Source organism: Bordetella pseudohinzii (assembly GCF_000657795.2).
Lineage (GTDB): Bacteria > Pseudomonadota > Gammaproteobacteria > Burkholderiales > Burkholderiaceae_B > Bordetella > Bordetella pseudohinzii.
Genome location: NZ_JHEP02000004.1, coordinates 229,912 through 256,862, shown reverse-complemented (window position 1 = coordinate 256,862; position 26,951 = coordinate 229,912). Strand labels below are relative to the sequence as shown.

General features: G+C 66.8%; 27 protein-coding genes. 19 read left to right on the top strand and 8 right to left on the bottom strand.

Annotated features, from left to right (window positions below; genetic code table 11):
* Positions 1 to 88: 88 nt before the first annotated feature.
* The 3 genes from dprA to L540_RS07725 all read left to right on the top strand — a co-directional run bounded on the left by dprA (position 89) and on the right by L540_RS07725 (position 2,686).
* Positions 89 to 1,192: a DNA-processing protein DprA gene (gene dprA / locus L540_RS07735; RefSeq protein ID WP_043207366.1), complete on the top strand. Its 1,104-nt coding sequence runs from the start codon at positions 89 to 91 to the stop codon at positions 1,190 to 1,192.
* Positions 1,193 to 1,269: 77 nt separating this feature from the next.
* The gene (locus L540_RS07730; protein WP_043206986.1) at positions 1,270 to 2,178 is read left to right on the top strand and encodes a hydroxymethylglutaryl-CoA lyase; all 909 of its coding nucleotides are present in this window, start codon (positions 1,270 to 1,272) and stop codon (positions 2,176 to 2,178) included.
* A 37-nt stretch (positions 2,179 to 2,215) separates the two neighbouring features.
* Positions 2,216 to 2,686 carry a membrane protein gene (locus L540_RS07725; protein ID WP_043207368.1) on the top strand — a complete coding sequence of 157 codons (471 nt, stop codon included), beginning with the start codon at positions 2,216 to 2,218 and terminating at the stop codon, positions 2,684 to 2,686.
* A 3-nt stretch (positions 2,687 to 2,689) separates the two neighbouring features.
* Here L540_RS07725 and L540_RS07720 read toward each other — a convergent pair whose 3' ends face one another.
* Both L540_RS07720 and L540_RS07715 read right to left on the bottom strand, forming a co-directional pair.
* Positions 2,690 to 3,706: an amino acid ABC transporter substrate-binding protein gene (locus tag L540_RS07720; RefSeq protein WP_043206990.1), complete on the bottom strand. Its 1,017-nt coding sequence runs from the start codon at positions 3,704 to 3,706 to the stop codon at positions 2,690 to 2,692.
* A 129-nt stretch (positions 3,707 to 3,835) separates the two neighbouring features.
* Complete coding sequence (locus L540_RS07715; protein WP_043206991.1) at positions 3,836 to 5,077, bottom strand: aminotransferase-like domain-containing protein; 1,242 nt, start codon at positions 5,075 to 5,077, stop codon at positions 3,836 to 3,838.
* Between the two features lie 225 nt (positions 5,078 to 5,302).
* On the opposite strand from L540_RS07715, the gene L540_RS07710 reads away from it, so the two are divergent.
* Complete coding sequence (locus L540_RS07710; protein ID WP_043206994.1) at positions 5,303 to 6,001, top strand: YggS family pyridoxal phosphate-dependent enzyme; 699 nt, start codon at positions 5,303 to 5,305, stop codon at positions 5,999 to 6,001.
* Between the two features lie 92 nt (positions 6,002 to 6,093).
* The gene (locus L540_RS07705; RefSeq protein WP_043206997.1) at positions 6,094 to 7,059 is read left to right on the top strand and encodes a Bug family tripartite tricarboxylate transporter substrate binding protein; all 966 of its coding nucleotides are present in this window, start codon (positions 6,094 to 6,096) and stop codon (positions 7,057 to 7,059) included.
* A gap of 56 nt (positions 7,060 to 7,115) precedes the next feature.
* Here the strand turns inward: L540_RS07705 and L540_RS07700 are convergent, their stop codons facing one another.
* Together L540_RS07700 and L540_RS07695 are read right to left on the bottom strand one after the other, a co-directional pair.
* On the bottom strand, positions 7,116 to 7,601 hold the full coding sequence (locus L540_RS07700; RefSeq protein ID WP_043206999.1) for a copper chaperone PCu(A)C: 486 nt from the start codon (positions 7,599 to 7,601) through the stop codon (positions 7,116 to 7,118).
* Positions 7,602 to 7,640: 39 nt separating this feature from the next.
* The gene (locus L540_RS07695; RefSeq protein ID WP_043207001.1) at positions 7,641 to 8,555 is read right to left on the bottom strand and encodes a LysR family transcriptional regulator ArgP; all 915 of its coding nucleotides are present in this window, start codon (positions 8,553 to 8,555) and stop codon (positions 7,641 to 7,643) included.
* Positions 8,556 to 8,696: 141 nt separating this feature from the next.
* On the opposite strand from L540_RS07695, the gene L540_RS07690 reads away from it, so the two are divergent.
* The 6 genes from L540_RS07690 (at position 8,697) to L540_RS07665 (ending at position 15,358) form a co-directional block, all read left to right on the top strand.
* Positions 8,697 to 9,329, top strand: coding sequence for a LysE/ArgO family amino acid transporter (locus L540_RS07690; RefSeq protein WP_043207003.1), 633 nt, complete (start codon positions 8,697 to 8,699; stop codon positions 9,327 to 9,329).
* A 60-nt stretch (positions 9,330 to 9,389) separates the two neighbouring features.
* Complete coding sequence (locus L540_RS07685) at positions 9,390 to 10,295, top strand: LysR substrate-binding domain-containing protein (RefSeq protein WP_043207004.1); 906 nt, start codon at positions 9,390 to 9,392, stop codon at positions 10,293 to 10,295.
* 264 nt (positions 10,296 to 10,559) lie between these two features.
* Positions 10,560 to 11,723 (top strand): ABC transporter substrate-binding protein, encoded by a 1,164-nt coding sequence (locus L540_RS07680; protein ID WP_043207006.1) that lies wholly within the window; start codon positions 10,560 to 10,562, stop codon positions 11,721 to 11,723.
* A gap of 87 nt (positions 11,724 to 11,810) precedes the next feature.
* Complete coding sequence (locus L540_RS07675; protein ID WP_029579803.1) at positions 11,811 to 12,686, top strand: branched-chain amino acid ABC transporter permease; 876 nt, start codon at positions 11,811 to 11,813, stop codon at positions 12,684 to 12,686.
* Positions 12,687 to 12,691: 5 nt separating this feature from the next.
* Positions 12,692 to 14,614, top strand: a complete 1,923-nt coding sequence (locus tag L540_RS07670; RefSeq protein WP_043207009.1) for a branched-chain amino acid ABC transporter ATP-binding protein/permease — start codon at positions 12,692 to 12,694, stop codon at positions 14,612 to 14,614.
* A gap of 21 nt (positions 14,615 to 14,635) precedes the next feature.
* Positions 14,636 to 15,358 carry an ABC transporter ATP-binding protein gene (locus L540_RS07665; RefSeq protein ID WP_043207011.1) on the top strand — a complete coding sequence of 241 codons (723 nt, stop codon included), beginning with the start codon at positions 14,636 to 14,638 and terminating at the stop codon, positions 15,356 to 15,358.
* Positions 15,359 to 15,462: 104 nt separating this feature from the next.
* Here the strand turns inward: L540_RS07665 and L540_RS07660 are convergent, their stop codons facing one another.
* Positions 15,463 to 16,161, bottom strand: a complete 699-nt coding sequence (locus L540_RS07660; protein ID WP_043207014.1) for a Crp/Fnr family transcriptional regulator — start codon at positions 16,159 to 16,161, stop codon at positions 15,463 to 15,465.
* A 165-nt stretch (positions 16,162 to 16,326) separates the two neighbouring features.
* Here L540_RS07660 and L540_RS07655 point away from each other — a divergent pair, with 165 nt between their 5' ends.
* The 7 genes from L540_RS07655 (at position 16,327) to L540_RS07625 (ending at position 24,697) form a co-directional block, all read left to right on the top strand.
* Positions 16,327 to 18,249 (top strand): AMP-dependent synthetase/ligase, encoded by a 1,923-nt coding sequence (locus L540_RS07655; RefSeq protein ID WP_043207017.1) that lies wholly within the window; start codon positions 16,327 to 16,329, stop codon positions 18,247 to 18,249.
* A gap of 1 nt (position 18,250) precedes the next feature.
* The gene (locus L540_RS07650) at positions 18,251 to 19,051 is read left to right on the top strand and encodes an ABC transporter ATP-binding protein (protein ID WP_043207018.1); all 801 of its coding nucleotides are present in this window, start codon (positions 18,251 to 18,253) and stop codon (positions 19,049 to 19,051) included.
* A gap of 16 nt (positions 19,052 to 19,067) precedes the next feature.
* Positions 19,068 to 19,997, top strand: coding sequence for a branched-chain amino acid ABC transporter permease (locus L540_RS07645; protein ID WP_043207020.1), 930 nt, complete (start codon positions 19,068 to 19,070; stop codon positions 19,995 to 19,997).
* 20 nt (positions 19,998 to 20,017) lie between these two features.
* A complete protein-coding gene (locus L540_RS07640) occupies positions 20,018 to 21,082 on the top strand; it encodes a branched-chain amino acid ABC transporter permease (RefSeq protein ID WP_043207022.1) in 1,065 nt (354 codons plus the stop codon).
* A gap of 95 nt (positions 21,083 to 21,177) precedes the next feature.
* On the top strand, positions 21,178 to 22,515 hold the full coding sequence (locus tag L540_RS07635; RefSeq protein WP_109842506.1) for an ABC transporter substrate-binding protein: 1,338 nt from the start codon (positions 21,178 to 21,180) through the stop codon (positions 22,513 to 22,515).
* Between the two features lie 55 nt (positions 22,516 to 22,570).
* Positions 22,571 to 23,401 (top strand): ABC transporter ATP-binding protein, encoded by an 831-nt coding sequence (locus L540_RS07630; protein ID WP_043207025.1) that lies wholly within the window; start codon positions 22,571 to 22,573, stop codon positions 23,399 to 23,401.
* 30 nt (positions 23,402 to 23,431) lie between these two features.
* Complete coding sequence (locus tag L540_RS07625; protein ID WP_043207027.1) at positions 23,432 to 24,697, top strand: phenylacetate--CoA ligase family protein; 1,266 nt, start codon at positions 23,432 to 23,434, stop codon at positions 24,695 to 24,697.
* A gap of 77 nt (positions 24,698 to 24,774) precedes the next feature.
* On the opposite strand, the gene L540_RS07620 is transcribed toward L540_RS07625, so the two are convergent.
* From L540_RS07620 to L540_RS07610, 3 genes are read right to left on the bottom strand one after another with little or no spacing between them, the layout of a single operon-like run.
* Positions 24,775 to 25,206 (bottom strand): YeeE/YedE family protein, encoded by a 432-nt coding sequence (locus L540_RS07620; RefSeq protein ID WP_043207029.1) that lies wholly within the window; start codon positions 25,204 to 25,206, stop codon positions 24,775 to 24,777.
* A 1-nt stretch (position 25,207) separates the two neighbouring features.
* Positions 25,208 to 25,639, bottom strand: a complete 432-nt coding sequence (locus L540_RS07615) for a YeeE/YedE family protein (RefSeq protein ID WP_043207031.1) — start codon at positions 25,637 to 25,639, stop codon at positions 25,208 to 25,210.
* Positions 25,636 to 25,971, bottom strand: a complete 336-nt coding sequence (locus L540_RS07610) for an ArsR/SmtB family transcription factor (protein ID WP_043207033.1) — start codon at positions 25,969 to 25,971, stop codon at positions 25,636 to 25,638. The genes L540_RS07615 and L540_RS07610 overlap by 4 nt, the downstream gene beginning before the upstream one ends.
* A 73-nt stretch (positions 25,972 to 26,044) precedes the next feature.
* On the opposite strand from L540_RS07610, the gene L540_RS07605 reads away from it, so the two are divergent.
* Entirely contained in the window at positions 26,045 to 26,887 is an 843-nt protein-coding gene (locus tag L540_RS07605) for an MBL fold metallo-hydrolase (RefSeq protein ID WP_043207035.1), read from the top strand.
* Positions 26,888 to 26,951 lie beyond the last annotated feature (64 nt).

Here is a 26,951-nt window from a genome sequence, read left to right as displayed (position 1 = left end):
CCTGCCCCGCAAGATGCGACCTGGCGGTCACGCCCGGTCGCCCGCTTGCCTGCTACGCTTGCGGCTGCAAGCCACACCCGATACCGACATGCCCCTGCAACACGACCCCGAAGAACTCGCCGCCTGGCTGCGGCTGTCGCTGGAACCCGGCGTGGGCCCGGTCACGGCCTGCGGCCTGCTGCGCGCCTTCGGCCTGCCCCAGGCGCTTTATGCGCAAAGCGCCGGCGCCCTGGCCCGGCAGTTGCCTCAGCCCCTGGCCGTCCAGCTGGCCGCCGACGCCGCGCCCGCGGTGCAAGCCCTGGTCCAGCGCGGCCTCGAATGGGCGGCGGCCGATGATCACTACATCCTGACCCTGGCCGACCCGGCCTATCCGCAATCGCTGCTCAGCATCACGGATCCGCCGGTGCTGCTCTACGTCAAGGGCCGACCCGAGCTGCTCAACCGCCCGACGCTGGCCGTCGTGGGCGCGCGCAACGCCACCCCCATGGGCGCGCAGAACGCCCGCGCCTTTGCCCGCCACCTCGCCGCCCATGGCTGGTGCGTCGCCAGCGGCCTGGCCCTGGGCATAGACGCCGCCGCGCACGAGGGCGCGCTGGCCGCCGGCCCTGGCGGCGGCGGCACCGTGGCGATCCTGGGCACGGGCGTGGACCGCGTCTACCCGGCGGGCAACCGCCAACTGGCCCATGCCATCGCGGCCGGCGGCGCTCTGGTCTCGGAGTTCGCGCTCGGCACGGGCGCCCAGGCCCATCATTTCCCGCAGCGCAATCGCCTGGTGGCCGGCCTGTCGCGCGGCGTGCTGGTCGTGGAGGCGGCGCGCCAAAGCGGCTCGCTCATCACGGCGCGCCTGGCCGGCGAGAACGGCCGCGAGGTGTTCGCCATCCCGGGCTCCATCCATTCGCCGCTGTCGCGCGGCTGCCATGCGCTCATCCGCCAAGGCGCCAAGCTGGTCGAGACCGCGCAGGACATCACCGACGAACTGGGCTCGCCCCAGCGCGCGCCGCGTCAGCCGGCGCCGGCCGCGCCGCCGCAAAGCGCGGCGCTCGATGCGCTGGGCTACGACCCGCAACATCTCGATTCCCTGGCCGCAGGCAGCGGCATCGATGCCGCCGCGCTTGCCGCCCAGCTCACCGAACTGGAAATCGAAGGCTGGGTGGCGCGCCTGGACGATGGGCGCTACCAGCGGCTCAAATAGGCGCGGCGCCGCGTTTCGCCGCCGGCGCATGGGTGGTCTACACTTGGACAACAAGCGCTACACCATCAGGAACAGACATGCCTTTGCCCACCCGCGTCAAGATTGTCGAAGTCTCCCCCCGTGACGGTCTGCAGAACGAAAAAGACTTCGTTCCCACCGATATCAAAGTCGAATTGGTCAATCGCCTGAGCGCGGCGGGTTTCCCCAATGTCGAGGCGGCCTCCTTTGTATCGCCCAAATGGGTGCCGCAGATGGCCGACGGCGCCGAACTGATGGCGCGCATCGAGCGCCGCCCCGGCACGATCTATTCCGTCCTCACGCCCAATCTCAAGGGCCTGGAAGGCGCGTTGGCCGCCAAGGCCGATGAAATCGTCATCTTCGGCGCGGCCAGCGAAGCGTTTTCGCAGAAGAACATCAATTGCTCCATCGCCGAATCCATCGCCCGCTTCGAGCCGGTCGCCGAGGCGGCCCGCGCCGCCGGCCTGCGCGTGCGCGGCAGCATCAGCTGTGCGCTGGGCTGCCCCTATCAGGGCGAAGTGCCGATCTCCAGCGTGGTGGACGTGGCGCGCCGCTTCAAGGCCCTGGGCTGCGATGAAATCGACGTGGCCGACACCATAGGCGTGGGCACGCCGCGCCGCGTGCGCGAAGTCATGAGCGCGGTCAGCGCCGTGATGGATCCTTCCGGCCTGTCCGGCCATTTCCACGACACCTATGGCCAGGCGCTGGCCAACATCCTCGCGGCGATGGAGACGGGCATCGCGATTTTCCACAGCTCGGTCTCCGGCCTGGGCGGCTGCCCCTATGCCAAGGGCGCCACCGGCAACGTGGCCACCGAGGACGTGCTCTACATGCTGCGCGGCCTGGATATCGATACCGGCATCGATTTCGACGCCGTGGTGGACATCGGCCAATGGATGGCCGCCAAGCTGGACCGCAAGGGTTCGAGCCGCGCCGGCAACGCCATTGCGGCCAAGCGCCAAGGCTGAGGCGGGCGGTCCGCGCCGTATCCCGCCCCATACCGCCGTGACCGCCAACGCTCCATCGCCCCAAGCGCGCGCCGATCTCCTGCAAGAGATCGGCCCGCTGCCGCTCAATGGCCAGGCCTGGCCCGACTGGGTCCGCATCCTGACCTGGATCGTCCTGGCCATCATCGGCCTGGAGCTGCTCAACAGCGCCATCGGGCTGCCGCCGGGCCGCATCAACATGCCGCTGGCCGCTGGCGTCGCGCTGGCCTTTTTGGGGCTGGCCCTGGTGTCCTGGCATATGCAGGTGTCGATCACCACCATCGACGACCGCGGCCTGCACCAGAGCTGGTTCACGCGGCGCGACGTCGCCTGGGATGACATTCAGTCCGCCCGCTTCCTGCCCTGGCTGTTCTCCAAGCGCCTGGTGGTCGTCACGCGCCAGGGCCGCCCGGTGGTCTTCCAGGCCGGCACGCGCGAGCTGCAAGCCGCCTTCGGCAAGATCTCGCGGCTGTACCGCCCCGGCGGCTGACGGTCAGCGTATCGGCAGCGCGTACATCAGGCCGCCCTGGTTCCATTGCGCATTCAGGCCGCGGGCGATCTTCAGCGGGCTGCCCTGGCCGACATTGCGCTCGAAGCTCTCGCCATAATTGCCCACCTGCTTGATGATGTTGTAGGCCCACTTTTCGTCCAGGCCCAGATTGGCGCCCGCGCCCGGCACCACGCCCAGGATGCGGCGGATGTTGGGATTCTCGCTCTTGGCCTGCTCGTCCACATTGGCCGAGGTCACGCCGTACTCCTCGGCTTCTATCATGGCCGACAGCGACCAGCGCACCACGTTCAGCCAGGCGTCGTCGCCCTGGCGCACGAAGGGGCCCAGCGGCTCCTTGGAGATGATCTCGGGCAGCACGACGTAGTCATCGGGCTTTTCCAGCTTGGAGATGCGAATCGAGGCCAGGCCCGAGGCATCGGTGCTGAAGACATCGCAGCGGCCCGCGGCAAAGGCATTGACCACTTCGTTGAAGGTCTCGATCACGACCGGCTTGTAGCTGACCTTGTTGGCGCGCGCCCAATCGGCCAGGGTGTTTTCGTTGGAGGTGCCGGTCTGCAGGCAGATGGTGGCGCCATTGAGTTCCTTGGCGCTCTTGACGCCGAGTTTCTTGGGCACCAGAAAGCCCTGGCCGTCATAGAAGTTGATGCCGGCATGGATGATGCCCAGCGCGGTATCGCGCTGCTGCGTCACCGTGGTGTTGCGCGTCAGCACGTCGACTTCGCCGGATTGCAGCGCGGTGAAGCGCTGCTGCGAATTCAGCGGCACGATCTTGAACTTGCCGGCATCGCCGAATACGGCCGCCGCCACGGCGCGGCAGAGATCGACGTCCAGGCCGCGCCAGACGCCCTGGGCGTCTGGCGCCGAAAAACCCGCGAAACCCGTGGTCGTGCCGCACACCACGGCGCCGCGCTTCTTGACCACGTCCAGCGTGGCGGCTTGCGCGCTTTGCAGGCCGGCCAAGGACAGGGCGGCAAACGCCGCCAGAGCTGCAATCTTCATACCGTACTCCTCTCGTTACCCAGCATGGCGCGCCTGGCGCCGAAACGTCCGCAAGCGTACCCAGAAGCGGCGCGCGGGCAAAATAAGCCGCGCGCATTCCGATATAGCCGCGATGCCTAAGGCCGCCCCCTAGGCGGCCAACGAGATCGATACCGGCTCATTGGCCTGGCAGGCATCCAGGGCCCGCGCCAGGCGCTTGACGCCCAGGGCGATCTTCTCTTCGTTCATGGTGGCGAAGGACATGCGCATGGCAAAGGCGTCCGCCTTGGATTCATCGGCATAGAAGGCCTTGCCGGGCACATAGACCACTTCTTTCTCGATGGCGTAGGGCAGCAGGCGCGTGGCGTCGATATCGCCGGTCAGGCGCGCCCAGAAGAACATGCCCCCCTGGGGCTTGGAGAAGGTGACGCGGCCCGGCAGCTCGCGCGCCAGCGCATCGGCCAGCGCGTCGCAGCGCAGGCCATAAGCCTGGCGGATACGCGGGACATGGTGGGCGTAATGGCCATCGGCCAGGTACTGCGCGACGATTTCCTGTATCCAGGCCGAGCAGGCCATGTCGTCGGCGGCCTTGGCGCTCACGCAGCGGCGGCGCACCTCGGCCGGCGCGACCATCCAGCCGATGCGCAGGCCCGGCGCCATGGTCTTGGACATGCTGGAGATATAGACGACCCATTTGCGCTGCTCGGCGTCGGCCAGCGCGGCGATGGGCGGCACCGCCTCGCCCGAGAAACGCAGCTCGCCGTAGGGATCGTCCTCGACGATGAGAAAACGGTGTTTGACCGCCAGCTCCAGCAGGCGCAGGCGGCGCTCGCGGCTGATGGTCGCGCCACAGGGATTGGAAAACGACGCCACCACGCAGACCATCTTGGGCTTGACCCGGGCGGCCAGCTCGTCCAGCGCGTCGATGTCTATGCCTTGCGGGCCGGAGTCGACGGTATGGACGTTGGCGCCGGTGTACAGCATGGCCTGCACCGAGTTCGGGAAGGCCGGGCTTTCGATAATGGCGTTATCGCCCTTTTGCAGCATGACGCGGGCCAGCAGGGCCAGCGACTGCTGCGACCCGCCGGTGACGGCCAGCTCGGTGTCCGGATCGCAGCGCAGCCCGCGCTCGGCCGACAGCCGGGCCAGTTCATGGCGCAGGCTGGCCTGGCCGTCGATATTCGAATACTGCAGGCAAGCGCCCAGGCGGGCCAGGACCTGGGTCGATGCCGCGGACAGGCCGGCGACGTCGAAGAGTTCCTGGGCCGGATAGCCGCCAGCCATGGAAATCGTGCCCGCGCGCATGGCGTAGGGCATGAGGGAGCGGATGGGCGGGATATAGGGCGCCTGAAACGGCGCGGCAAAGGCGTACTCGGTTGCGGCGAAGGACATGAGAGCGGAACGGAGGCGATCCCCGTCACATGGCGGCACGGCCAACCCTGGCCGCGCTTGCGAGGCGCCAAGCAACGATGGCTTAATTCTTGAAACATGAAGTGCTGCGTCGATTCTATGCCCGCGGCGCACGCCGGGCAACGCGGCGCCGCCCGGCCGCTGCCCGGCGGACCTAAACTATGGCGCAAAGGCCGCAATCCGGACCGTCAACCACGAGAACTCCGCATGACCGATACCATGGCCACACGCCTGGCCGCCCTCGAACAACGCATCGCCCAGGCCTGCGAGCGCGCCGGCCGCCCGGCCGGCAGCGTCCAGCTGCTGCCGGTGAGCAAAACCTTCGACGCCGAGGCCGTGCGCGAGGCCGCCGCCCTGGGCCTGCGCCGTTTCGGCGAAAACAAAACCCAGGAGATCCGCCAGAAGGCCGATCCGCTGGCCGACCTGGGCCTGTCCTGGGTGATGATCGGCCACCTGCAGACCAACAAGGCCAAGGATGTCGTGCGCGACGTCGCCGAGGTCCAGTCGCTGGACCGCCAGGAGCTGGCCGATGCCTTGCAGCGCCGGCTGGAGCCGGCCGGCCGCAGCCTGGATGTCCTCATCCAGGTCAAGACCTCGCCCGAGCCGAGCAAATTCGGCCTGCCGCCCGAAGCCCTGCCCGGCTTGCTGGCGCATCTGCGCCAGGCCTGCCCGGCGCTGCGCGTGCAGGGCCTGATGACCATGGCGGTCAACTCGGACGACAGCGCCGCGGTGCGCGCCTGCTTTCGCCGCCTGCGCGAGCTGCGCGAGCGGCACGCCACGGCCGAACTGCCGCTGGCGCGCCTGTCCATGGGCATGAGCGGCGACTTCGAGATCGCCATCGAGGAGGGATCGACCGAGGTGCGCATCGGCAGCGCGCTGTTCGGCGCGCGCAGCTACGCGATCTGAGGCAAGACAGGCGGCAAGGGCGGCGGCATAATGTGCCCCGTAAAGGCGCGGGACCGCGCCGATAACGATAATTTCCCGCAAGGAGACAAGCCATGCACAAGCATGCCAAGCGCCTGCTGGCGTTTGCCGCCCTGGGCTTTGCCGCCGCCGCCTCGGCGCAAAGCTGGCCCACCCAAGCCGTGCGCTGGATCGTGCCCTACCCGGCCGGCGGCGGCGCCGACGTCGTGGCGCGCAGCGTGGCCAGCGGCCTCGAAAAACCGCTGGGCCAGACCCTCGTGGTCGAAAACCGCCCCGGCGCGGCCACCATCATCGGCGCCACCGCCATCGCCCAGGCCGAACCCAATGGCTACATGATAGGCACGGCCGACTCCGGCACCCTGGCCTTCAATCCCTCGCTCTATGCCAAGCTGTCGTATGACCCGGCGAAGTTCAGCTATATCGGCGGCATCGCGCGCTTCCCGCTGCTGCTGGCCGTCAATGCCAACTCGCCCTTCAAGACGGTCAACGACGTCCTGCAGGCCGCGCGCAAAGAGCCGGGCAAGCTGACCGCCGCCTCGGCCGGCGCGGGCTCGCCCCACCACCTGGCGCTTGAACTCTTCAAGCAGCGCGCCAACGTCAACATCCTGCACGTGCCCTACAAGGGCGCCGCTCCCGCCATCCAGGACCTGCTGGGCGGCCAGGTCGACGTGATGTTCATCGACCTCGCGGCCGGCCTGCCCAATGTCAAGGCCGGCAAGCTGCGCGTGCTGGCCTCGGCCACGCCCTCGCGCCTGAAGGCCCTGCCCGACGCGCCCACCATGGCCGAGCAAGGCGTGCCCGACTTCACGGCCTACGCCTGGCAAGGCCTGGTCGGCCCGGCCGGCCTGCCCAAGCCGGTGATGGACAAGCTGTCGGCCGAACTCCAAAACACCCTCAAGTCCGAGGCGGTGTCGCAAAAGCTCAACGACATGGGCGTCGAACCCATGCCCATGGGCCCGCAGGACTTCAAGGCCTTTGCCGAAGGCGAGCGCGCCGCCTGGGCCGAGGTCATCAAGAAGGCCAACATCCATCTCGAATAAGCCGCCGGTTCCCATGGAAAAAAATAACGGCCCGTCGGGCCGTTATTTTTTTCGCATCAGTGTTTCATGTGGCCATGGTCCATGCCCGGGTTGTGGCTCACCGGCTTGACCTTGAAATTGACCTGGACCTCGCCGGCCTTCTCGAACTTCAGCGTGGCGGGCACGGTGCCGCCCTCGGCGAAGGGCGTCTTCAATTTGAGGAACATGACGTGATAGCCGCCCGGCCTGAGCTCGACCTTGCCGTCGGCCGGCACCTCGATGCCGCCGTCGACCTCGCGCATGCGCGCCATGCCGTTTTCATTCTTGACGGTGTGCAGCTCCACGCGCTCGGCGGCCGCCGATGACACCGACACCAGGCGATCCGGCGTCTTGGCGTCGTTTTCGATCTCCAGATAGCCCGCGCCGTTTTCCTGGCCGGGGGCCGAGGCCCGCACCCACAGATCATCCACCTCGATCTGGCCGACCTTGTAGTCCGCGGCCATGGCCGTCGCGCCCGTAGTCAAGGCCAGCGCGGCCGCAAGGACGAGCTTACGCAAAGTCATCGCATTACTCCAAAGCAAAGCCGGCGCCTGGCCGGCGGGTTACAGGGCCTGTCCCTGGCGCTTGCGCACCAGGGCGCGGGCGGCGGCCAGAACGGCGTCCGTCAGGGCCACCATGGCCTGGGAGTTTACCCGCCAATGCTGCCAGAAGAGGGGCACGTCTTCCCAGGCGCGGGCGCGCAGAGGCACCAGGCGGCCGCTGTCCAGATCCTCCTTGATGAGCGGCAGCGGATTCATGGTCCAGCCCAGCCCGTCCAGCGTGGCCTGCACGAAGGCGCGGCTCGACGGCACCCACCAGACCGGCGGCTGCCAGGGCTCGCGGCCCATGATGCGGCGGGCGAACCGGGCCTGCAGCCCGTCCTTGCGGTTGAACACCAGCACCGGCGCCTGGGCCAGGGTGCGCGCATTGACGCCCTGGGAAAAATGGCGCGCCTGGAAGCCGGGCGAACAGGTGGCCACGTAGCGCATGCTGCCCAGGGGATGGATGCGGCAGCCCTGCACCGGCTCGGCCAGCGTGGTCACCGCGCCCAGCACGGCGCCATTGCGCAGCAGGGTCGCGGTGTGGTCCTGGTCTTCGGACTGCATGTCCAGGGTGGCGCGCGACCGGGCGGCAAAGCGCGTGGCGGCGTCGACGAACCAGGTCTCCAGGCTGTCATGGTTGACGGCCACGGGGATGCTCGCCTGCGTGATCTCGTCCTCGGCCACGCCCAGGCGCAGCAAGGCATCGTGCTCCAGCAAGGCGGTTTGTTCGGCCAGCTGGACCAGCACCTGGCCATCGGGCGTGGCCCGCGCCGGCACCGTGCGCTGCACCAGCAGGCGGCCGCTGCGGTCCTCCAGCGTCTTGATGCGCTGCGACACCGCCGACGGCGTGATATGCAGGGCCGCCGCGGCGCGCTCGAAACTGCCTTCGCGCACGACGGCGGCCAGGGCGCGCAGATGATCGTGGTCCAGTCTCATGGCCAGGGTAGCCGCTCCGATTAAGTTTTACTTAAGATGGTTAATCAAAATTAGCTGTATTTCACTGCCAAGGCAAGCCAGAATGACCTCATCCCGGCTGCGGCGCCTCGCCCGGCCGGTTTTCATTCCAGGCTGCAAACGATGTTCACGCTCACCTTTCCCGCCTTCTTCACCGCCTGGGCCAGCGGCACCGCCACCGGCCTGGGGCTGTTTGCCGTGGTCGGCGCCCAAAGCGCCTTCGTCCTGCGGCAGGGGCTGATGCGCGCGCACGTCATGACCGTGCTGGCGACCTGCGCGCTGGTGGACGCGGTCTTCATCTTCGGCAGCGTCTGGGGCCTGCAGCGCCTGACCGAATGGGTGCCGGGCCTGACCCGGGCCATTCTCTGGTTCGGCGTGGCCTTCCTGGCCTGGTACGGTCTGCAATCGGCGCGCCGCGCCTACAAGGGCGGTTCGCTGGCCCATTGCCGCGAAGCCGTGCCGTCGCGCGGCGCGGCCCTGCTGGGCGCGCTGGGCTTCTCGCTGCTCAACCCGCATTTCTGGCTCGACATGGTGGTGGTGGGGTCGCTGGCCCACGGTTTCGCCGAAGCGCGCCCGGCCTTCGCCGTGGGCGTGCTGACGGCCTCGGTGCTGTGGCTGGCCGTGCTGGGCGTGGGCTCGCGCCTGTTCGCGCCCTTTTTCAGCCATGCACGGGCCTGGCGCGTGCTGGACGGCATCATCGCCGTCGTGATGCTGGTCCTGGCGGTCTCCCTGGCCACGGGCGACCTGGGCGGCTAATTCTGTCCCTATAATGGGACTCCCCATCCTGTCACGGTCGCCGTTGCGGCCCTCCAGCCCATGCGAGGAACCCGAGAGCAACGCCTGCCCTCCCTGGCCGCCATCCAGGCCTTCGAGGCCGCCGCCCGTCTGGGCGGCTTTGAACCCGCCGGCGCCGAACTGGGCGTCACCGCCAGCGCCATCGGCAAGCGCATCGGCACCCTGGAGGCCCAGCTCGATACCGTGCTGTTCGTGCGCGGCCGGCGCGGCGCCACGCTGACCCCGGCCGGCCGCGAATATCTCGAACAGGTGCGCAGCGCCCTGGGACAGCTGTCGGCCGCCGCGCTCAAGGCGCGGGCCGAGCCCCCCACGGAACTGCTGCGCGTGGTCTCCACCCCCACCTTCGCCCGGCAGGTCCTCATCCCCTATCTGCCCGAGTTCACCGACCGCCATCCCCAGGTCGACCTGGAGATCCTGTTCTCGGTGCCCTATCTCGAGATCGCCCCGCCCAATGCCGATCTCTGGATACGCTTCGGCAATGGCCAGTATCCGGGCCTGCATGTCCAGCAGCTGACCGACGACGAAGTCTTCGCCGTGTGCTCCCCGGGCTACCAGAAGCGCCATGGGCCCTTCGAGCGGCCCGGGGACCTGGCCCGCGCGGCCCTGCTGCGCTGCCCCATGGAGCCCTGGCGACCCTGGTTCGACCGGGCCGGGCTGGGCTGGCCCGAGCCCACGAAGGGCGTCTGGCTGGTGGACCTGGGCATGGTGCTGGCCGCCGCCCATGCCGGCCAGGGCGTGGCGCTGGGCCGCAAGACCCTGGCCGCCGAGTGGCTTAACGAGGGCAAGCTCGTGCGGCTCTTCGATGTGACCTCGCGCGGCGAGTTCCAGTACTACCTCTGCCATGAGCAGCGCCGGCCCCTGCAAGGCGGGGCGCGCGCCTTCGCCGACTGGATCGCCGGCGTCTGCGCCCATATCGCCCGCCGTTGAGCCCATCACCGGAAAATAATTCCGGCACCCATCGGAATTCCCCTCCGATTGGGCCCCTTTCTTCTAGGGATTTACGAGAAAACGGCGGCGAATATAAGTTTCGCGTAAGCATTAAAGACCAGAGTACCGAGCTCAAAGAGGAGAGCGCCCGCGACGCAGCACGACAAGAGTGGCGCAAAGAACTGGTTTTTTCGCAGTCGGACCAACCACGGCCAAAATCACATTAGTGTGGACGGTCCCCATGCCAATCACAACGGAGACATCATGGACTTTCGTTTGAAGCTGCTTGCCGGTACCCTGACGCTCGCCCTCTCGGCGGGAGCCTACGCGGCAGACCCCATCAAGATCGGCGTGGCCGGTCCCTACACCGGCGGTTCTTCTTCCATGGGCGTGAGCATGCGCGACGGCGTGCGCCTGGCCATCGAAGAAATCAACAAGAACGGCGGCGTGCTCGGCCGCCAGCTGGTCGGCGTCGAGCGCGACGACGAAGCCAAGAACGAACGCGGCGTGCAGATCGCCCAGGAGCTCATCAACAAGGAGCGCGTGGTCGCCACGGTGGGCTACATCAACACCGGCGTGGCCCTGGCCTCGCAGCGCTTCTACCAGGACGCCAAGATCCCGGTGATGAACAACGTCGCCACCGGCAGCGTGATCACCCACCAGTTCAAGGCGCCGGAGTACCCGGACAACTACGTCTTCCGCAACGCGGCGCATGACAGCATCCAGGCGCCCATGATCGTCGAAGAGGCCGTCGCCCGCCGCGGCTTCAAGAAGGTCGCCATCCTGGCCGACTCGACCAACTACGGCCAGCTCGGCCGCGAAGACCTCGAAAAAGCCCTGGCCTCCAAGGGCATCAAGCCCGTGGCCGTCGAGAAGTTCAACATCAAGGACGTGGACATGACGGCCCAGCTGCTCAAGTCCAAGGAAGCCGGCGCCGAAGCCGTCCTGACCTACGGCATCGGCCCCGAACTGGCCCAGATCGCCAACGGCATGGCCAAGCTCGGCTGGAAGGTGCCCATCATCGGCAGCTGGACGCTGTCCATGGCGAACTACATCGACAACTCCGGCGCCAACGGCGAAGGCGCGCGCATGCCGCAAACCTTCATCCAGGATCCGGACACGCCGCGCCGCAAGGCTTTCATCGACGCCTACCTGGCCAAGTTCAAGCCCAAGAACAACCGCATCGACTCTCCGGTGTCGGCGGCCCAGGGCTATGACTCCATCTACCTGCTGGCCGCGGCCATCAAGCAGGCGGGCAGCACCGAAGGTCCCAAGGTGCGCGAAGCCCTGGAAAACCTCCAGACCCCGGTCGAGGGTGTGGTGATGACCTACAACAAGCCCTTCAGCCACGACAACCACGACGCCATCACCGAGAAAGAAGTCGTGATCGGCGAGGTCAAGGGCGGCCGGGTCGTCAAGGCCAAGTAATACACAAGCTGTCTACCGCAGCGCGGGCCCGCACGGGCCCGCGCGGTATCCGCTCGGCGCGCGGGCCGGGGTTCTCACTGCGCATACATGATGATTCTTCTACAGCTTATCTACAGCGGTATCGCGCTGGGCATGATCTATGCCGTCATAGCGTTCGGATATCAGCTCACCTTTGCCACATCCGGCACGCTCAACTTCGGCCAGGGGGAAGCCCTGATGCTGGGCGCGCTGGTCGGCCTGACGCTGGTGGGCCTGGGCGTGAACTACTGGGTCATGATTCCCATCGTCTGCGTCTTCGGTTTCCTGCAGGGCATGTTCGTCGAACGGGTCGGCGTGCGGCCGGCCATCAAGACGCGCTCCGAGTTCGGCTGGATCATGGCCACCATCGCCCTGGGCATCATCTTCCGCAACGTGGCCGAGAACGTCTGGGGCCGCGATGACCTGCGCTTTCCGTCGCCGCTGCCCGAGGCGCCGCTGAAGGTCCTGGGCGCCAATGTGCTGCCCATGGAACTGCTGGTGGTGTTCGGCGCGCTGGCCATGATGCTCCTGGTGGAGCTGTTCAACCGCAAGTCGATCTACGGCAAGGCCTTCGTCGCCACCTCCAATGATCGCGATGCCGCCGGCCTGATGGGGATCAGCACCGGTCTGGTCATCACCTTTTCCTACGCCATGTCGTCGCTGACGGCGGCATTCGCCGGCGTGCTCGTCGCGCCCCTCACCCTGACCGGCGCCACCATGGGCGCGGTGCTGGGCCTGAAGGCCTTCGCCGTGGCCATTATCGGCGGGCTGTCCAGCGGCATGGGCGTGGTCGTGGGCGGCCTCATCCTGGGCATCGCCGAGACCACCACCGGCTTCTATCTGTCGACCGGCTACAAGGATGTTCCCGGCCTCGTGCTGCTGCTCCTGGTGCTGACCTTCAAACCCGCCGGCCTGTTCGGCAAGACCGCGATCAAGAAGGTGTAAAGCCGATGAAACCCTTGCACCGTGTCCTGGCCGTCGTGGCCCTGGCCTGCCTGGCGGCCATCCCGCTGGGCGTGACCAACACCTATTATCTGCACCTCATCGAAACCATCATGATCTACTCGATCCTGCTGTTCGGGCTCGACATCGTGGTGGGTTATACCGGACAGGTATCGCTGGGCCATGCCGGCCTGTTCGGCGTCGGCTCCTACGTGGCCGGCGTGCTGGTCTTCCATCTACAGATGCCTATCTGGGTGACGCTGCCGGCGGCCATCGTCATCGCGGCGGCCTTCGGCGCCGTCCTGGCGCTGCCCGCGCTGCGCGTCACCGGCCCTTATCTGGCCATGGTGACGCTGGCCTTCGGCACCATCATCCAGATTCTCATCAACGAGATGACCTTCCTGACCGAAGGGCCGCTGGGCATCAAGATCAACAAGCCCGCCTTCGGCGGCCATGTGCTCGACAAACAGGAGTACTTCTGGCTCGTCGCCCTGCTGCTGGTGCTGTCGCTCATCGTGGTGCACCGCATCCTCAAGTCGCACCTGGGCCGCTCCTTCGAGGCCTTGCGCGACAGCCCTATCGCCTCGGATTGCATGGGCGTATCGGTCTACCGCCACAAGGTGATCGCCTTCGTGATCAGCGCCGGCTTCGCCGGCCTGGCCGGCGCGCTGTACTCGTATTCCGAGCAATACATCTCGCCCAATACCTACAACTTCGAACTCACCATCCTGTTCCTGCTGGCCATCATCATGGGCGGGCGCAAGACGCGCACCGGCGCCATCCTCGGCGCCTCCATCATCGTGCTGCTGCCCAAGATGCTGGATGACATCGGCACTTTCCGCCTGATCGCGCTGGCCGTCGCCATCCTGGTGACCGCGGGCTGCGCCGCGGCGGTGGCGCGCGGCCAGGCCCAGCCGCGGCGCGTGGCCGTGCCGGTCGTCGGCACCATCGCGCTGGCCGTGTTCGCCTATTGGCTGGATGCCGTCACCGACTGGCGACTGAGCATCTTCGGCGTGATGATTCTCTTTGTCGTGTACTACCTGCCCGACGGCATCGTGGGCTTCGTGCGCAACCTCTTCTTCTCGACCCGGCGCACGGCGCTGTCGGTCAAGACGGAACTCGCCAACCACGCCGACGCCGTGCCCGCGGCCGCGGCCGGCCCCGCCGAGACCCTGCTGCAGGCCCAGGGCGTGCTTATGCAGTTCGGCGGCCTGAAGGCGCTCAACCAGGTGGACCTGACCGTCAAGCGCGGCACCATCCACGGTCTGATCGGCCCCAACGGCTCGGGCAAGAGCACCATGATGAACGTCCTGACCGGCATCTACGTGCCCACGGCCGGCAGCGTGTCCTTCTCGGGCCGCTCGCTGGTGGGGCTGACGCCGGCCGACATCGCCGCCAATGGCGTGGCGCGCACCTTCCAGAACGTGCAGCTCTTCGGCGAGATGACGGCGCTGGAGAACGTGCTGGTGGGCCTGCACCACAGCTTCACGACCGGTCTGGCCAATATCGCGCTGCGCACCGCCCGCTGGAAGAACGAAGAACAGCAGGCGCGCGCCCGCGCCCTGGCGCTGCTGGAGTTCGTCGGCCTGGCCGAATACGCCGGCGAGGAGGCCCGCAACCTGCCCTATGGCAAGCAGCGGCTGCTGGAGATCGCCCGCGCGCTGGCCCTGGATCCGCAACTGCTGCTGCTGGACGAACCCGCCGCCGGCCTGACCGCGCCCGACATCGCCGAGCTGCTGGTCATCATCCGCAAGGTGCGCGACCACGGCATCACGCTCATCCTCATCGAACACCATATGGACGTGGTCATGAGCGTGTGCGACACCGTATCGGTGCTGGACTTCGGCCAGAAGATCGCCGAGGGCCTGCCCGGCGAGATCCAGCAAAACCCCAAGGTCATCGAAGCCTACCTGGGCGGCGCGACCGCCTGACGCCCGCCGGAGACATCGACAATGCTATCTGTGAAGAATCTCGAAGCGGGTTACGGCAAGGTCAAGGTGCTGCATGGCATCAGCCTGGACGTGCCCAAGGCCAAGGTCGTTACCCTGATCGGCTCCAACGGCGCGGGCAAGACCACCACCATGCGCGCGCTGTCGGGCATGATCCGGCCCACGGCTGGTGAAATCACCCTCGACGGCCGCGCCATCGCCGGACAGGAGTCCTTCCGCATCGCGCGCCTGGGCCTGGCCCACTCGCCCGAAGGGCGGCGCGTCTTTCCCACCCTGTCGGTCACCGACAACCTCCTGCTGGGCGCTTTCCCGCGTCTGACGGGCAGCCGCCCGCGCGGCGACGTCCAGGCCGATCTGGGCCGGGCCATGGATCTGTTTCCGCGCCTGAAAGAGCGCCGCGACCAACTGGCCGGCACCCTGTCGGGCGGCGAGCAGCAGATGCTGGCCATGGCGCGCGCCATCATGCTCAATCCCGAGCTGGTGCTCCTGGACGAGCCGTCCATGGGCCTGGCGCCCATCCTGGTCGAAGAGGTCTTCCGCATCATCGCGCGCCTCAAGGAACAGGGCGTGACCATGCTGCTGGTGGAACAATTCGCCGCCGCCGCGCTGAACGTCGCCGACTATGGCTATGTGCTCGAAAACGGACGCATCTCGGTGCACGGGCCGGCCGAGCAGCTCAAGCACGACCCGGCCGTGATCGCCGCCTATCTGGGCGGCGGCCACTGAGATACGCGGCTGCCCCGGCGGCCGCGTATCTCAAGCCGAAAAAACCGGCCCGCTGCCGCCAACCGGCCGCGGGCCGGTTTCAACACGCCGGCCGACAGGCGCGATCAGTCTTCGTCGATGGCCGCGCGATCCGCGCCGTAGTGCTTCAGGCCCTCGAGGTCCATGACCCGCACCGCGCCATACTCGACCTTGAGCAGGCCCGCGCCTTCGAGCTTGCGCAGGGCCTGGTTGGCGCGCTGGCGCGAAACGCGCGCCAGATAGCCGACTTCTTCCTGGGTGATGGCCAGGCGCATGCCCATGCCGGGATACAGCAGGGGATTGAAGAGCTCCGCCAGGCAGCGCGCCACGCGCGCATCGGGATCGAGCAGGCGGTCATACTCGGCCTTGCCGATGAATTGCGCCACGCGCTCGTTCAACTGATGCAGCAGGTATCGGTTAAAGGGGATGCTGCTGTCGAGCAGCCACTCGAAGGTAGCCGAGGGCAGGCGCGCCACCACCGAATCGCGCAAGGCCACCACATCGTATTTGCGCACCTCGCGCTTGAGCAGCGAGCCTTCGCCTATCCAGCCGCCGGCGGGCACGCCGGTCAGCGAGGCCACCTTGCCTTCGGCGTTGCCCACCGAGACTTTCACCAAGCCCGCGAGCACGCCTATCCATGCCTGGGCGAGCTCGCCTTTACGCTCTATGATCGTGCCAGCCTGGACATGCTGCACCGAGACATCGCGCTCGACGCGCGCGCGCTGTTCGCTGTCCAGCGTGCGAAACCAGGCGGCGGCGAGATGTAGCGAATCGGCGAGCTGCATCGGGAATACCCTAAATGGTCCTTGAATGTCGTGATGGTGACAGTTGGCGGCGACCCAACCTTATACCTTAACTCCTGCCGTAAATCTAAAACGAACTGGTCAAGCGCAGGTCGGGAAGCCTAGCTCGCAACACTCCCGTCCCCCGCCCAAACCGGAGGAGACAACGTGGCACATTCCCAGCCCCCGGCCCGCCCGGCGGCGGCGCAGACCTTTCCTGCGCTCCTGCTCGAACATGCCAGCGTGCGCCCATCGCGCCCCGCGATCCGCGAAAAAGACCTGGGCATATGGCAAACCCTAAGCTGGGCCGACGTGGCCGAGCATGTGCGCCTGCTGGCCCATGGGCTGGCGGCCCTGGGCATCGGCCCGGGCAAGCACATCGCCGTCATCGGCGAAAACCGGCCCCGCTTGTACATCGCCATGATGGCGGCCCAGGAAATGGTCTACGTGCTGCAGGACGCCGAGATCAGCGTGGCGATCGTCGAAGACCAGGAGCAAGTCGACAAGATGCTGGAAGTGCGCGCGCAATGTCCCGCGCTCAAGGCCGTGGTCTATGACGATCCGCGCGGCATGCGTCACTACCACGACGCGCTGTTGCAGTCCTATGAGGCGCTGGAAGAAACCGGACGCCAACACGCGCAGGCCCACCCGGACTTCTACCTGCAGGCCGCGCGCGCCGTGCGGCCCGACGATACGGCGGCCATGTTCTACACCTCCGGCACCACCGGCAAGCCCAAGGGCGTCGTGCTGACCCATCATGCGCTCATCGACCGCGCGCGGGCGGTGGCCGAAATGGAGAAGCTGAGCGACCAGGAAGACGTGCTGGCCTATCTGCCGCCCGCCTGGATAGGCCAGAACATGTTCTCCTACACCCAGCTGCTGGTGTCCGGCTTCACCGTCAACCATCCGGAATCGCCGGACACCGTGCCCATCGATATGCGCGACATCGGGCCGACCTATTACTTCGCGCCGCCGCGCGTGCTCGAAGGGCTGCTGACCCATGTGATGATCCGCATGGAAGACGCCGGACTCCTCAAGCGCAAGCTGTTCCACGCCTGCATGAACCTGGCTCGCCGCGTCGGCGCCCGCATCCTCGACGGCGAGCCCGTATCGGCCTGGGATGCGCTGCGCTACAAGCTGGGCGACCTCATGATCTATGGCCCCTTGCGCAATGCGCTGGGCATGAGCCGCGTGCGGGTGGCTTATACCGCCGGCGAGGCCATCGGCCCCGACCTGTTCGTTTTCTACCGCTCCATCGGCATCAATCTCAAGCAGCTGTATGGTTCGACCGAGACCTCGGTCTTCGTCTGCGTGCAACCCGACGGCCAGGTGCGCGACGACACCGTGGGCCCGCCTGTCGACGGCGTGCAGATCCGCGTGGCCGACAGCGGCGAGATCCTGGTCAAGAGCCCGGGGCTCTTCAAGGAGTACTACCGCAACCCGGCCGCCACCGCCGAGGCGCGCGATGCCGAAGGCTGGTTCCATACGGGCGATGCGGGCTATCTGGACAGCGACGGCCAGCTCAAGATCATCGACCGCGCCAAGGACGTGGGCAAGCTGGCCGACGGCAGCCTGTTCGCGCCCAAGTACATCGAGAACAAGCTCAAGTTCTTCCCGCATATCAAGGAAGCCGTGGCCTTCGGCGCCGACCGCGACCAGGCCTGCGCCTTCATCAACATCGACCTGGAAGCCGTTGGCAACTGGGCCGAACGCCGCGGCCTGCCCTATGCCGGCTACACCGACCTGGCCGCCAAGGACGAGGTCTATGCCCTGATCCGCGATTGCGTCGAGAAGGTCAACGCCGATCTGGCCAACGACCCGCGCCTGGCCGCTTCCCAGATCCACCGCTTCCTTATCCTGCACAAGGAGCTGGACCCGGACGATGACGAGCTGACCCGCACGCGCAAGGTGCGCCGCGCCTTCATTGCCCAGAAATACGGCGTGCTGATCGACGCGCTGTACAGCGGCAAGGACAGCCAGTTCATCGAAACCGAGGTCAAGTTCGAGGACGGCCGCAGCGGCAAGATTTCCGCCGACCTGCGCATCTGCCCGGCCAAGACCTATCCCGCCATCACCGCCAAGGCCGCTTGATATGAGCTTCTCCTCCCGCGACCAGCAGATCGGCGAAGTCATGCTGGACATGCAGAACATCTCGCTGTCCTTCGGCGGCGTCAAGGCGCTCACGGATATTTCCTTCAATGTGCGCGAACATGAGATACGCGCCATCATCGGACCCAACGGCGCCGGCAAGAGCTCCATGCTCAACGTCATCAACGGCGTCTACACGCCCCAGCAGGGCGGCATCATGCTGCGCGGCGAGCGCTTCTCGCGCATGAACCCGCGCCGCGCCGCCGAAATGGGCATCGCGCGCACCTTCCAGAACCTGGCGCTCTTCAAGGGCATGAGCGTGCTGGACAACATCATGACCGGCCGCAACCTGCGCATGAAATGCGGCCTGCTGGCCCAGGCCTTGCGCCTGGGCCCGGCCGAGCGCGAAGAAATGGCGCACCGCGAGTTCGTCGAGAACATCATCGACTTCCTGGAGATCCAGGCCTATCGCAAGGTGCCTGTCGGGCGCCTGCCCTACGGCCTGCAAAAGCGCGTGGACCTGGGCCGCGCGCTGGCCATGGAGCCTCGGCTGCTGCTGCTCGACGAACCCATGGCGGGCATGAACATCGAGGAAAAGCAGGACATGAGCCGCTTCATCCTCGACGTCAATGATGAGTTCGGCACCACCATCGTCCTCATCGAGCACGACATGGGCGTGGTGATGGACATCTCCGATCGGGTCGTGGTGCTGGACTACGGCAAGAAGATCGGCGACGGCACGCCCGACGAAGTGCGGGGCAATCCTGATGTGATCCGCGCCTATCTCGGCGTGGCCCACGGCTGAACGGACGGGATACGAGATGGGATTCTTTCTGGAAACTTTCCTGGGCGGGCTGATGAGCGGCATGCTGTATTCGCTGATCGGCCTGGGCTTCGTGCTCATTTTCAAGGCTTCGGGCGTCTTCAATTTCGCCCAGGGCGCCATGGTGCTGGTGGCCGCCCTGTCCATGGCCCGCTTCTCGGAGTGGATACCGCAGTGGCTGGGCTTCGAGAACATGCTGGTGGCCAATGTGTTGGCCTTCATCGTGAGCGCGGCCATCATGTTCCTGCTGGCCGTGGTGATCGAGCGCCTGGTGCTGCGCCATCTGGTCAACCAGGACCTGACAACCCTGCTCATGGCCACGCTGGGCATCAGCTACTTCCTGGACGGGCTGGGCCAGATCACCTTCGGCAGTTCGGTCTACTCCATCAATGTGGGCATGCCCAAGGAACCCTGGATGGTGTTGGACTCCGTCTTCGAAGGCGGCCTGCTCATCAACCTCGAAGACCTGACCGCCGCGCTCATCGCCGCGCTGCTGGTGGCCGCGCTGGCGCTGTTCTTCCAGTTCACCTCGACCGGCCGGGCGCTGCGCGCCGTGGCCGACGACCACCAGGCCGCGCAATCCATCGGCATCCCGCTCAACCGCATCTGGGTCATTGTCTGGAGCGTGGCGGGCCTGGTCGCGCTGGTGGCCGGCATCATCTGGGGCTCGAAGTTCGGCGTGCAGTTCACGCTGTCGACGGCCGCCTTGCGGGCCCTGCCCGTGGTCATCCTGGGCGGCCTGACCTCGGTGCCCGGCGCCATCCTGGGCGGCCTGATCATCGGCGTAGGAGAAAAACTGTCGGAAGTGTATCTGGGCTCGCTGGTCGGCGGAGGCATCGAAATCTGGTTCGCCTACGTGCTGGCGCTGGTCTTCCTGCTGTTCCGTCCGCAAGGGCTGTTCGGCGAAAAAATCATTGACCGGGTCTAGAGCCCCAGATTGGAGTCATCATGTTCTACCGCGAAAACGGCCAATTCAAGACCAGCTATCGCGCCGACCAGCAGATCTTCCCGATCCGGCAGGACCGCATCTTCTTCACGCTCCTGATGGCGATCGCCTTCGTGGCGGTGCCGCTGCTGGCCAGCGACTACCTGCTGCGCGCCATCCTGATCCCCTTTCTCATCCTGGCCCTGGCGGCCGTGGGACTGAACATCCTGGTGGGTTATTGCGGCCAGATCTCGCTGGGCACCGGCGCCTTCATGGCGGTGGGGGCCTACGCGGCCTGGAACATCGGCGTGCGCTTTCCGGGCTCGCCGCTCCTGCTGCAGATCGTGATCGGCGGCGGCTTCGCCACCCTGGTGGGCGTGATCTTCGGCATCCCCAGCCTGCGCATCCGCGGACTCTATCTCGCCGTGGCCACCCTGGCCGCGCAGTTTTTTGTCGACTGGGCCTTCCTGCGCATCCCGTATTTCACCAACTACTCTTCCTCGGGCAACGTGTCCGTGCCGCCGCTCACGGCCTTTGGCCTGCCGGTGCAAAGCGCGCTGGAGAAATACCTCTTCGTCCTGATCCTGGTGGTGGTCTTCACCCTGCTGGCCAAGAACCTGGTGCGCGGCGCCATCGGACGCCAATGGATGGCCATCCGCGACATGGACGTGGCCGCCGCGGTGATCGGCATCCGCCCCATGTACGCCAAGCTGTCGGCCTTCGCGGTCAGCTCCTTCATCGTCGGGGTGGCCGGAGCGCTCTGGGGCTTCATTCATCTGGGCTCCTGGGAACCGCTGGCTTTTGACCTCGGCCGCTCCTTCCAGCTGCTGTTCATGGTCATCATCGGCGGTCTGGGCTCCATCCTGGGCAGCTTCTTCGGCGCGGCCTTCATCGTGCTGGTGCCGGTGGCGCTCACCAACATCCCCCATCTTCTCGGGCTGTCGCTGTCGGTGGACACCGCGGCCCACGTCGAGCACATGGTGTTCGGCGCGCTCATCGTGTTCTTCCTGATCGCCGAGCCGCATGGCCTGGCGCGTCTGTGGAGCATAGGCAAGGAAAAGCTGCGCATCTGGCCGTTCCCGCATTGAATCGGCGCGGGCCTACCCGGCCCGCGCTCTCACACAACCCGGCTTCAGACCGGGCCAACCCCGGTGTTCGATAGCAAGCACCACGCAGGAGGTAAATGGAGATGAAGCGTCTTAACCTGAAATTGGCCGCGGCCCTGATGGCCGCATCCGGCGCGATGGGCGCCATCGCCACCCCGGCGGCCGCCGCCGAGGAGCAGTTCGTGCCGCTGCTGGTGTATCGCACGGGTTCGTTCGCGCCGCTGGGCATTCCCTGGGCCGATGGCAAGCTGGACTATCTGAAGCTGGTCAACGAGCGCGACGGCGGCGTCAACGGCGTGAAAATCAGCTATGAAGAGTGCGAGACCGCCTACGCCACCGACCGCGGCGTGGAATGCTACGAGCGCCTGAAGAACAAGGGCACCGGCGCCTCCGGCTTTGACACCCAGTCCACCGGCATCACCTTCGCCGTGACCGACAAGGCCATGGTGGACAAGGTGCCGGTCGAGACCATGGGCTATGGCCTGTCGCAATCGGTCGACGGCAGCGTCTTCGAATGGAACTTCCCGCTGCTGGGCACCTACTGGACCGCGGCCGACGTCATGATCCAGGACATCGCCAAGAAGGAAGGCGGGCTGGCCAAGCTCAAGGGCAAGAAGATCGCCCTGGTGTATCACGACTCGCCCTATGGCAAGGAGCCCATCCCCCTGCTGCAGAAGCGCGCCGCCAAGGAGGGCTTCGAACTGCTGCTCTATCCGGTGACCGCGCCGGGCGTGGAGCAGAAATCCACCTGGCTGCAAATCCGCCAGCAGCGTCCGGCCTATGTGCTGCTCTGGAGCGCCGGCATCATGACGCCGACGGCCATCCGCGAAGCCCAGGCCAGCGGCTATCCGCGCGACAAGATGTATGCCATCTGGTGGGCCGGCTCCGAGGGCGACGTCAAGGACCTGGGCGATGTCGCCAAGGGCTATAACGCCATCACCATCCACAACAGCGCCGGCACCGGCAAGGTCTACGAAGACCTGAAGAAATACGTCTACGACAAGGGTCAGGGCGCCGACAAGTCGGGCAACACCACGCTGGGCACCATCGCCCACACGCGCGGCATGATGATCTCCATGATGCAGGTCGAGGCCATCCGCGCCGCGCAGGAGAAGTTCGGCAAGGGCAAGGCGCTCACGCCCGAGCAGGTGCGCTGGGGCTTCGAGAACCTCAACCTCACCCAGGAGCGCCTGAACGCGCTGGGCTTCGGCGACATCATGCGCCCGGTCAAGACCAGCTGCAGCAATCACATGGGTGACGACTGGGCCCGCATCGTGCAGTGGGACGGCAAGAAGTTCAACGTCGCCTCCGACTGGTATCAGGCCGACAAGGCCCTGGTGGATCCGCTGGTCAAGGAAGGCGCCGCCAAGTACGCCCAGGAGAAGAAAATCACGCCGCGCAAGTGCGAAGGCTGATGAGCAGCGGCCGCCGGCTCCGGCCGGCGGCCTTTCGTATTCCGCAGGAAACGCCATGACTGTCGCTCCCTCTTCCACGCCGTCCAAGGTGCTGCTCGATGTCAACGGCATCGAGGTCATCTACAACCACGTCATCCTGGTGCTCAAGGGCGTGTCCCTGCGCGTGCCCGAAGGCAAGATCGTGGCCCTGCTGGGCGCCAACGGCGCGGGCAAGACCACCACGCTGCGCGCCGTCTCCAACCTGTTGAAGGGCGAGCGCGGCGATGTCACCAAGGGCTATATCCAGTACCGCGACGAGCGCATCGAAAGACTGTCGCCCGCCGAGCTGGTCAAGCGCGGCGTGGTGCAGGTCATGGAGGGCCGCCATTGCTTCGCCCACCTGACCATCGAAGAAAACCTGCTGACCGGCGCCTACACCCGCCATCTGTCGCGCGGCGAGGTCAGCGCCGCCCTGGAGCGCGTGTACCAGTATTTCCCGCGCCTGAAGCAAAGACGCGGCAGCCAGGCCGGCTACACCTCGGGCGGCGAACAGCAGATGACGGCCATCGGCCGCGCCCTGATGGCCAGCCCCAACATGATCCTGCTCGACGAACCGTCCATGGGCCTGGCCCCGCAGATCGTCGAGGAAATCTTCGAGATCGTGCGCGATCTCAACCAGCGCGAGCGCGTGAGCTTCCTGCTGGCCGAACAGAACACCAACATCGCGCTGCGCTATGCCGACTACGGCTACATCCTGGAAAACGGCCGGGTGATGATGGATGGCGCGGCCGGCGACCTGGCGCAGAACGAGGACGTCAAGGAGTTCTACCTCGGCATCTCCAGCGGAGAGCGCAAGAGTTTCCGCGACCAGAAGTTTTATCGCCGCCGCAAGCGTTGGCTGGCCTGAACCGACCCAACACCGCGAAGGTGCGAATCCATGTCCGAGTTCTTCGATACCCTGGAAACCCGCGATCCGGCCGCGCGCGAACGCGCCCTGATGCAAGCCCTGCCCGGCGCCATCGCCCAGGCCCAGGCGCGCGCCCCGGCCATCGCCGCCCAGCTGCGCGGCGTGGATGCCTCGCGCATCACCAGCCGCCAGGCGCTGGCCGCGCTGCCCGTGCTGCGCAAACACGAACTGCTGGCGCTGCAGCAGGAAAGCCGGGCGGGCGATGGTCCGGCCGGCCCGCAGAAAGCCTTTGGCGGCTTCTCGGCGGTGGGCTGGGGGCAGGCCGCGCGGGTCTTTGCCTCGCCCGGCCCCATCTATGAGCCGGAGACTGCCCGGCCCGATTACTGGCGCTTCGCACGCGCCCTCTATGCCGCGGGCTTTCGCGCTGGCGAACTGGCCTACAACTGTTTTTCCTACCATTTCACGCCAGCCGGCTCCATGATGGAGACCGCCGCGCACGCCGTGGGCTGCACGGTTTTTCCGGGCGGCACCGGCCAGACCGAACAGCAAGTGCACGCCATCCGCGACCTGGCGCCTTCCGGCTACACCGGCACGCCCAGCTTCCTGAAGATCATCCTGGAGAAGGCCGACGAACTCGGCCTGCCCCTGAGCTCGCTCAAGCGCGCCCTGGTCTCCGGCGAAGCCTTCCCGCCTTCGCTGCGCGACTGGCTGGCCGCCCGCGGCATCGCGGGCTACCAGGCCTATGGCAGCGCCGACCTGGGCATGATCGCCTTTGAGACCGCGGCGCGCGAAGGACTGGTGCTGGGCGAAGACCTCATCCTGGAAATCGTGCGCCCCGGCACCGGCGAGCCGGTGCCCGACGGCGAAGTGGGCGAAGTGGTCATCACCACGCTCAACCCCGATTACCCTCTGGTGCGCTTCGGCACCGGCGACCTTTCGGCGGTCCTGCCGGGGCGCTCGCCTTGCGGACGCAGCAATACCCGCATCCGCGGCTGGCTGGGCCGCGCCGACCAGACCACCAAGGTGCGCGGCCTGTTCGTCCATCCCTCGCAGGTGGCCGAAGTGCTGCGCCGCCATCCCGAAGTCGGCCGCGCCCGCCTGGTCATCACCGGCACCACCGGCGCCGAACGGATGGCGCTGCACGTCGAGACCGGACAACTGCCGGCCGAGCTGTCCTTGCGGCTGGTCGAGTCCGTGCGCGACATCACCAAGCTGCGCGCCGACATCCTCCGCGCCGAACCCGGCAGCCTGCCCAACGACGGCAAGGTGATCGAGGATCTGCGCAGCTACGAGTAAGGCGTCTGGTGCCAGGCGCCCTGGCGGACGACCGGCGATGGCCGGGATCCGCCGCGTGGTGCCCGGCGCGGCCGCGCTCAGCGCGCGCGATCCGAGGTCGGCCTCTGCCAGAAAGAAAACGCCCCCATGCCGACCAGCATGGCGATGGCGAAGGTCAGGGCGTCCTCGTAGCCCAGGGCGGCGGTCACCACGGCCGGGCCCGGGCACAGCCCCGCCAGCCCCCAGCCGATGCCGAACAGCAGGGCGCCGCTCAACAGGCGCCGGTCTATCTTGCGGGCCGTGGGCCATTGCAGGGGCGCGCCGGCGGTGATCGTGGCGCCGCGCCGCTTCAGGAGGGCGTAGACCGGCGCGGTGATCGCGATCCCACCCAGCATGACAAAGGCCAGCGAGGGATCCCAGTGGCCGCCGATATCGAGAAAGCCCAGCACCTTGGCCGGGTCGGTCATGCCGGAGACGATGAGGCCCACGCCGAACAGCAGGCCGCAGAACAGGGCGAGGACGAGATGCATATCAGTTCCCCAGGAGGTGGCGGACCACGGCGACGACCGCCATGCCGGTCAGAATGAAGACCAGGACCGAGGCCACCGAACGCACCGAACCGCGCGACAGGCCGCAGATGCCGTGACCGCTGGTGCAGCCCGAGCCCAGCCGCGTGCCGAAGCCGACCAGCAGCCCGGCGAGGATGAGCGTGGGCGTGCTGGACGTGAAGTGCGGGGTGGGCAGCTCGGCGAACAAGCCGTATAGCCAGGGAGACAGGACCAGCCCCCCGATGAAGGCCACCCGCCAGGCGGAGCCCGCCGCCGGCGGCACCAGCGCCCCCAGAATGCCGCTGATGCCGGCGATGCGGCCCAGGGTGGCCATCAGCAAGGCGGCGGCCGCGCCGATCAGCAGACCGCCTGCCAGGGCGCTGCCAGGTGTGAAGGATTCCCATGCGATGCTCATTGCGCGTGCTCCAGGACCTGCCCGCAATACAGGCCCGAAAGGGTTTTCATGATTTGGCTCACCTCATGGCTGGCCAGGCGGTAGTAAATGAATTTACCGGCGCGCCGGGTGGCGACCACCCCCTCGTCGCGCAGAACGCCCAGCTGCTGCGACAGCGTGGGCTGGCGGATGCCGGTCTGGGCTTCGAGTTCGCCCACATTGCGTTCGCCTTCGACCAGCTGGCACAAGAGCAACAGCCGATCGGCATTGGCCAATGCTTTCAGGAGCGCGCAGCATTGATCGGCCGAGGCGCGCAGCGCCACGATATCGGCATCGGTAAGAGAAGCATGCATAAAAGAAGAAAACCGGACATTGATCTACATTATTATATAATATAATTAGATATATCATTTGCCGGAAGCCGCCATGCAGCCTCAAGCCTTCTTCGATCCCACGACCGGCACCATTAGCTATGTCGTGCACGATGGCCGCGATTGCGCCGTGATCGACCCGGTGCTGGACTACGACCCCAAATCCGGGCGGACCTCCACGGCCGGCGCCGACGCCATCGCCGCCTTCGTGCGCGCCGAGGGCTTGCGCTGCCAATGGATACTGGAGACGCACGCCCATGCCGATCATCTATCGGCGGCGCGCTATCTGCAAGGCCTGCTGGGCGGCACCCTGGCCATCGGCCAGGCGATCCGCGAAGTGCAAGCGGCCTTCAAACCCATTTTCAATCTCGATCTGCCCACCGACGGCCGGCAGTTCGATCATCTGTTCAAGCCCGACGAAAGCTTTGCCATCGGCAGCCTGCAGGCCCGCGCCCTGCACGTGCCCGGACATACGCCGGCCGACATGGCCTACCAGGTCGGCGACGCGGTCTTCGTGGGCGACACCCTCTTCATGCCCGATGTGGGCACGGCGCGCTGCGATTTCCCCGGCGGCGACGCCGTCCAGCTGTACCGTTCCATCCGGCGGCTGCTGTCCCTGCCCCCGGCCACGCGCCTGTTCATGTGCCATGACTATCCGCCCGAGCACCGGGCCCCGGCCTGGGAAACCACGGTGGCGGCGCAGCGCGCGGGCAATATCCACGCGCGCGACGGCGTCAGCGAGGCCGACTTCGTCGCCATGCGCCAGAAGCGCGATGCCACCCTGGCCATGCCGACCCTGATCCTGCCGGCCATCCAGGTCAATATCCGCGCCGGCGAGCTGCCCGCCGCCGAAAACAACGGCACGCGCTACCTCAAGATCCCGCTGAACCGCATCTAGCGCCTCTTGCGCGCCCAGGCAATATCCCGCAACATCGACCGGTCGACAGCCAGACCGGAGCCGC

Coding starts and splice junctions, on each gene's coding strand:
- L540_RS07695 (WP_043207001.1), bottom strand. CDS start 8,555: ATGAGACTGGACCACGATCATCTGCGCGCCCTGGCCGCCGTCGTGCGC.
- L540_RS07620 (WP_043207029.1), bottom strand. CDS start 25,206: ATGCATCTCGTCCTCGCCCTGTTCTGCGGCCTGCTGTTCGGCGTGGGC.
- L540_RS07625 (WP_043207027.1), top strand. CDS start 23,432: ATGTCCGAGTTCTTCGATACCCTGGAAACCCGCGATCCGGCCGCGCGC.
- L540_RS07690 (WP_043207003.1), top strand. CDS start 8,697: ATGTTCACGCTCACCTTTCCCGCCTTCTTCACCGCCTGGGCCAGCGGC.
- L540_RS07710 (WP_043206994.1), top strand. CDS start 5,303: ATGACCGATACCATGGCCACACGCCTGGCCGCCCTCGAACAACGCATC.
- dprA (WP_043207366.1), top strand. CDS start 89: ATGCCCCTGCAACACGACCCCGAAGAACTCGCCGCCTGGCTGCGGCTG.
- L540_RS07635 (WP_109842506.1), top strand. CDS start 21,178: ATGGAGATGAAGCGTCTTAACCTGAAATTGGCCGCGGCCCTGATGGCC.
- L540_RS07700 (WP_043206999.1), bottom strand. CDS start 7,601: ATGACTTTGCGTAAGCTCGTCCTTGCGGCCGCGCTGGCCTTGACTACG.
- L540_RS07665 (WP_043207011.1), top strand. CDS start 14,636: ATGCTATCTGTGAAGAATCTCGAAGCGGGTTACGGCAAGGTCAAGGTG.
- L540_RS07670 (WP_043207009.1), top strand. CDS start 12,692: ATGAAACCCTTGCACCGTGTCCTGGCCGTCGTGGCCCTGGCCTGCCTG.
- L540_RS07715 (WP_043206991.1), bottom strand. CDS start 5,077: ATGTCCTTCGCCGCAACCGAGTACGCCTTTGCCGCGCCGTTTCAGGCG.
- L540_RS07650 (WP_043207018.1), top strand. CDS start 18,251: ATGAGCTTCTCCTCCCGCGACCAGCAGATCGGCGAAGTCATGCTGGAC.
- L540_RS07730 (WP_043206986.1), top strand. CDS start 1,270: ATGCCTTTGCCCACCCGCGTCAAGATTGTCGAAGTCTCCCCCCGTGAC.
- L540_RS07685 (WP_043207004.1), top strand. CDS start 9,390: ATGCGAGGAACCCGAGAGCAACGCCTGCCCTCCCTGGCCGCCATCCAG.
- L540_RS07705 (WP_043206997.1), top strand. CDS start 6,094: ATGCACAAGCATGCCAAGCGCCTGCTGGCGTTTGCCGCCCTGGGCTTT.
- L540_RS07675 (WP_029579803.1), top strand. CDS start 11,811: ATGATGATTCTTCTACAGCTTATCTACAGCGGTATCGCGCTGGGCATG.
- L540_RS07680 (WP_043207006.1), top strand. CDS start 10,560: ATGGACTTTCGTTTGAAGCTGCTTGCCGGTACCCTGACGCTCGCCCTC.
- L540_RS07720 (WP_043206990.1), bottom strand. CDS start 3,706: ATGAAGATTGCAGCTCTGGCGGCGTTTGCCGCCCTGTCCTTGGCCGGC.
- L540_RS07610 (WP_043207033.1), bottom strand. CDS start 25,971: ATGCATGCTTCTCTTACCGATGCCGATATCGTGGCGCTGCGCGCCTCG.
- L540_RS07605 (WP_043207035.1), top strand. CDS start 26,045: ATGCAGCCTCAAGCCTTCTTCGATCCCACGACCGGCACCATTAGCTAT.
- L540_RS07660 (WP_043207014.1), bottom strand. CDS start 16,161: ATGCAGCTCGCCGATTCGCTACATCTCGCCGCCGCCTGGTTTCGCACG.
- L540_RS07630 (WP_043207025.1), top strand. CDS start 22,571: ATGACTGTCGCTCCCTCTTCCACGCCGTCCAAGGTGCTGCTCGATGTC.
- L540_RS07645 (WP_043207020.1), top strand. CDS start 19,068: ATGGGATTCTTTCTGGAAACTTTCCTGGGCGGGCTGATGAGCGGCATG.
- L540_RS07615 (WP_043207031.1), bottom strand. CDS start 25,639: ATGAGCATCGCATGGGAATCCTTCACACCTGGCAGCGCCCTGGCAGGC.
- L540_RS07640 (WP_043207022.1), top strand. CDS start 20,018: ATGTTCTACCGCGAAAACGGCCAATTCAAGACCAGCTATCGCGCCGAC.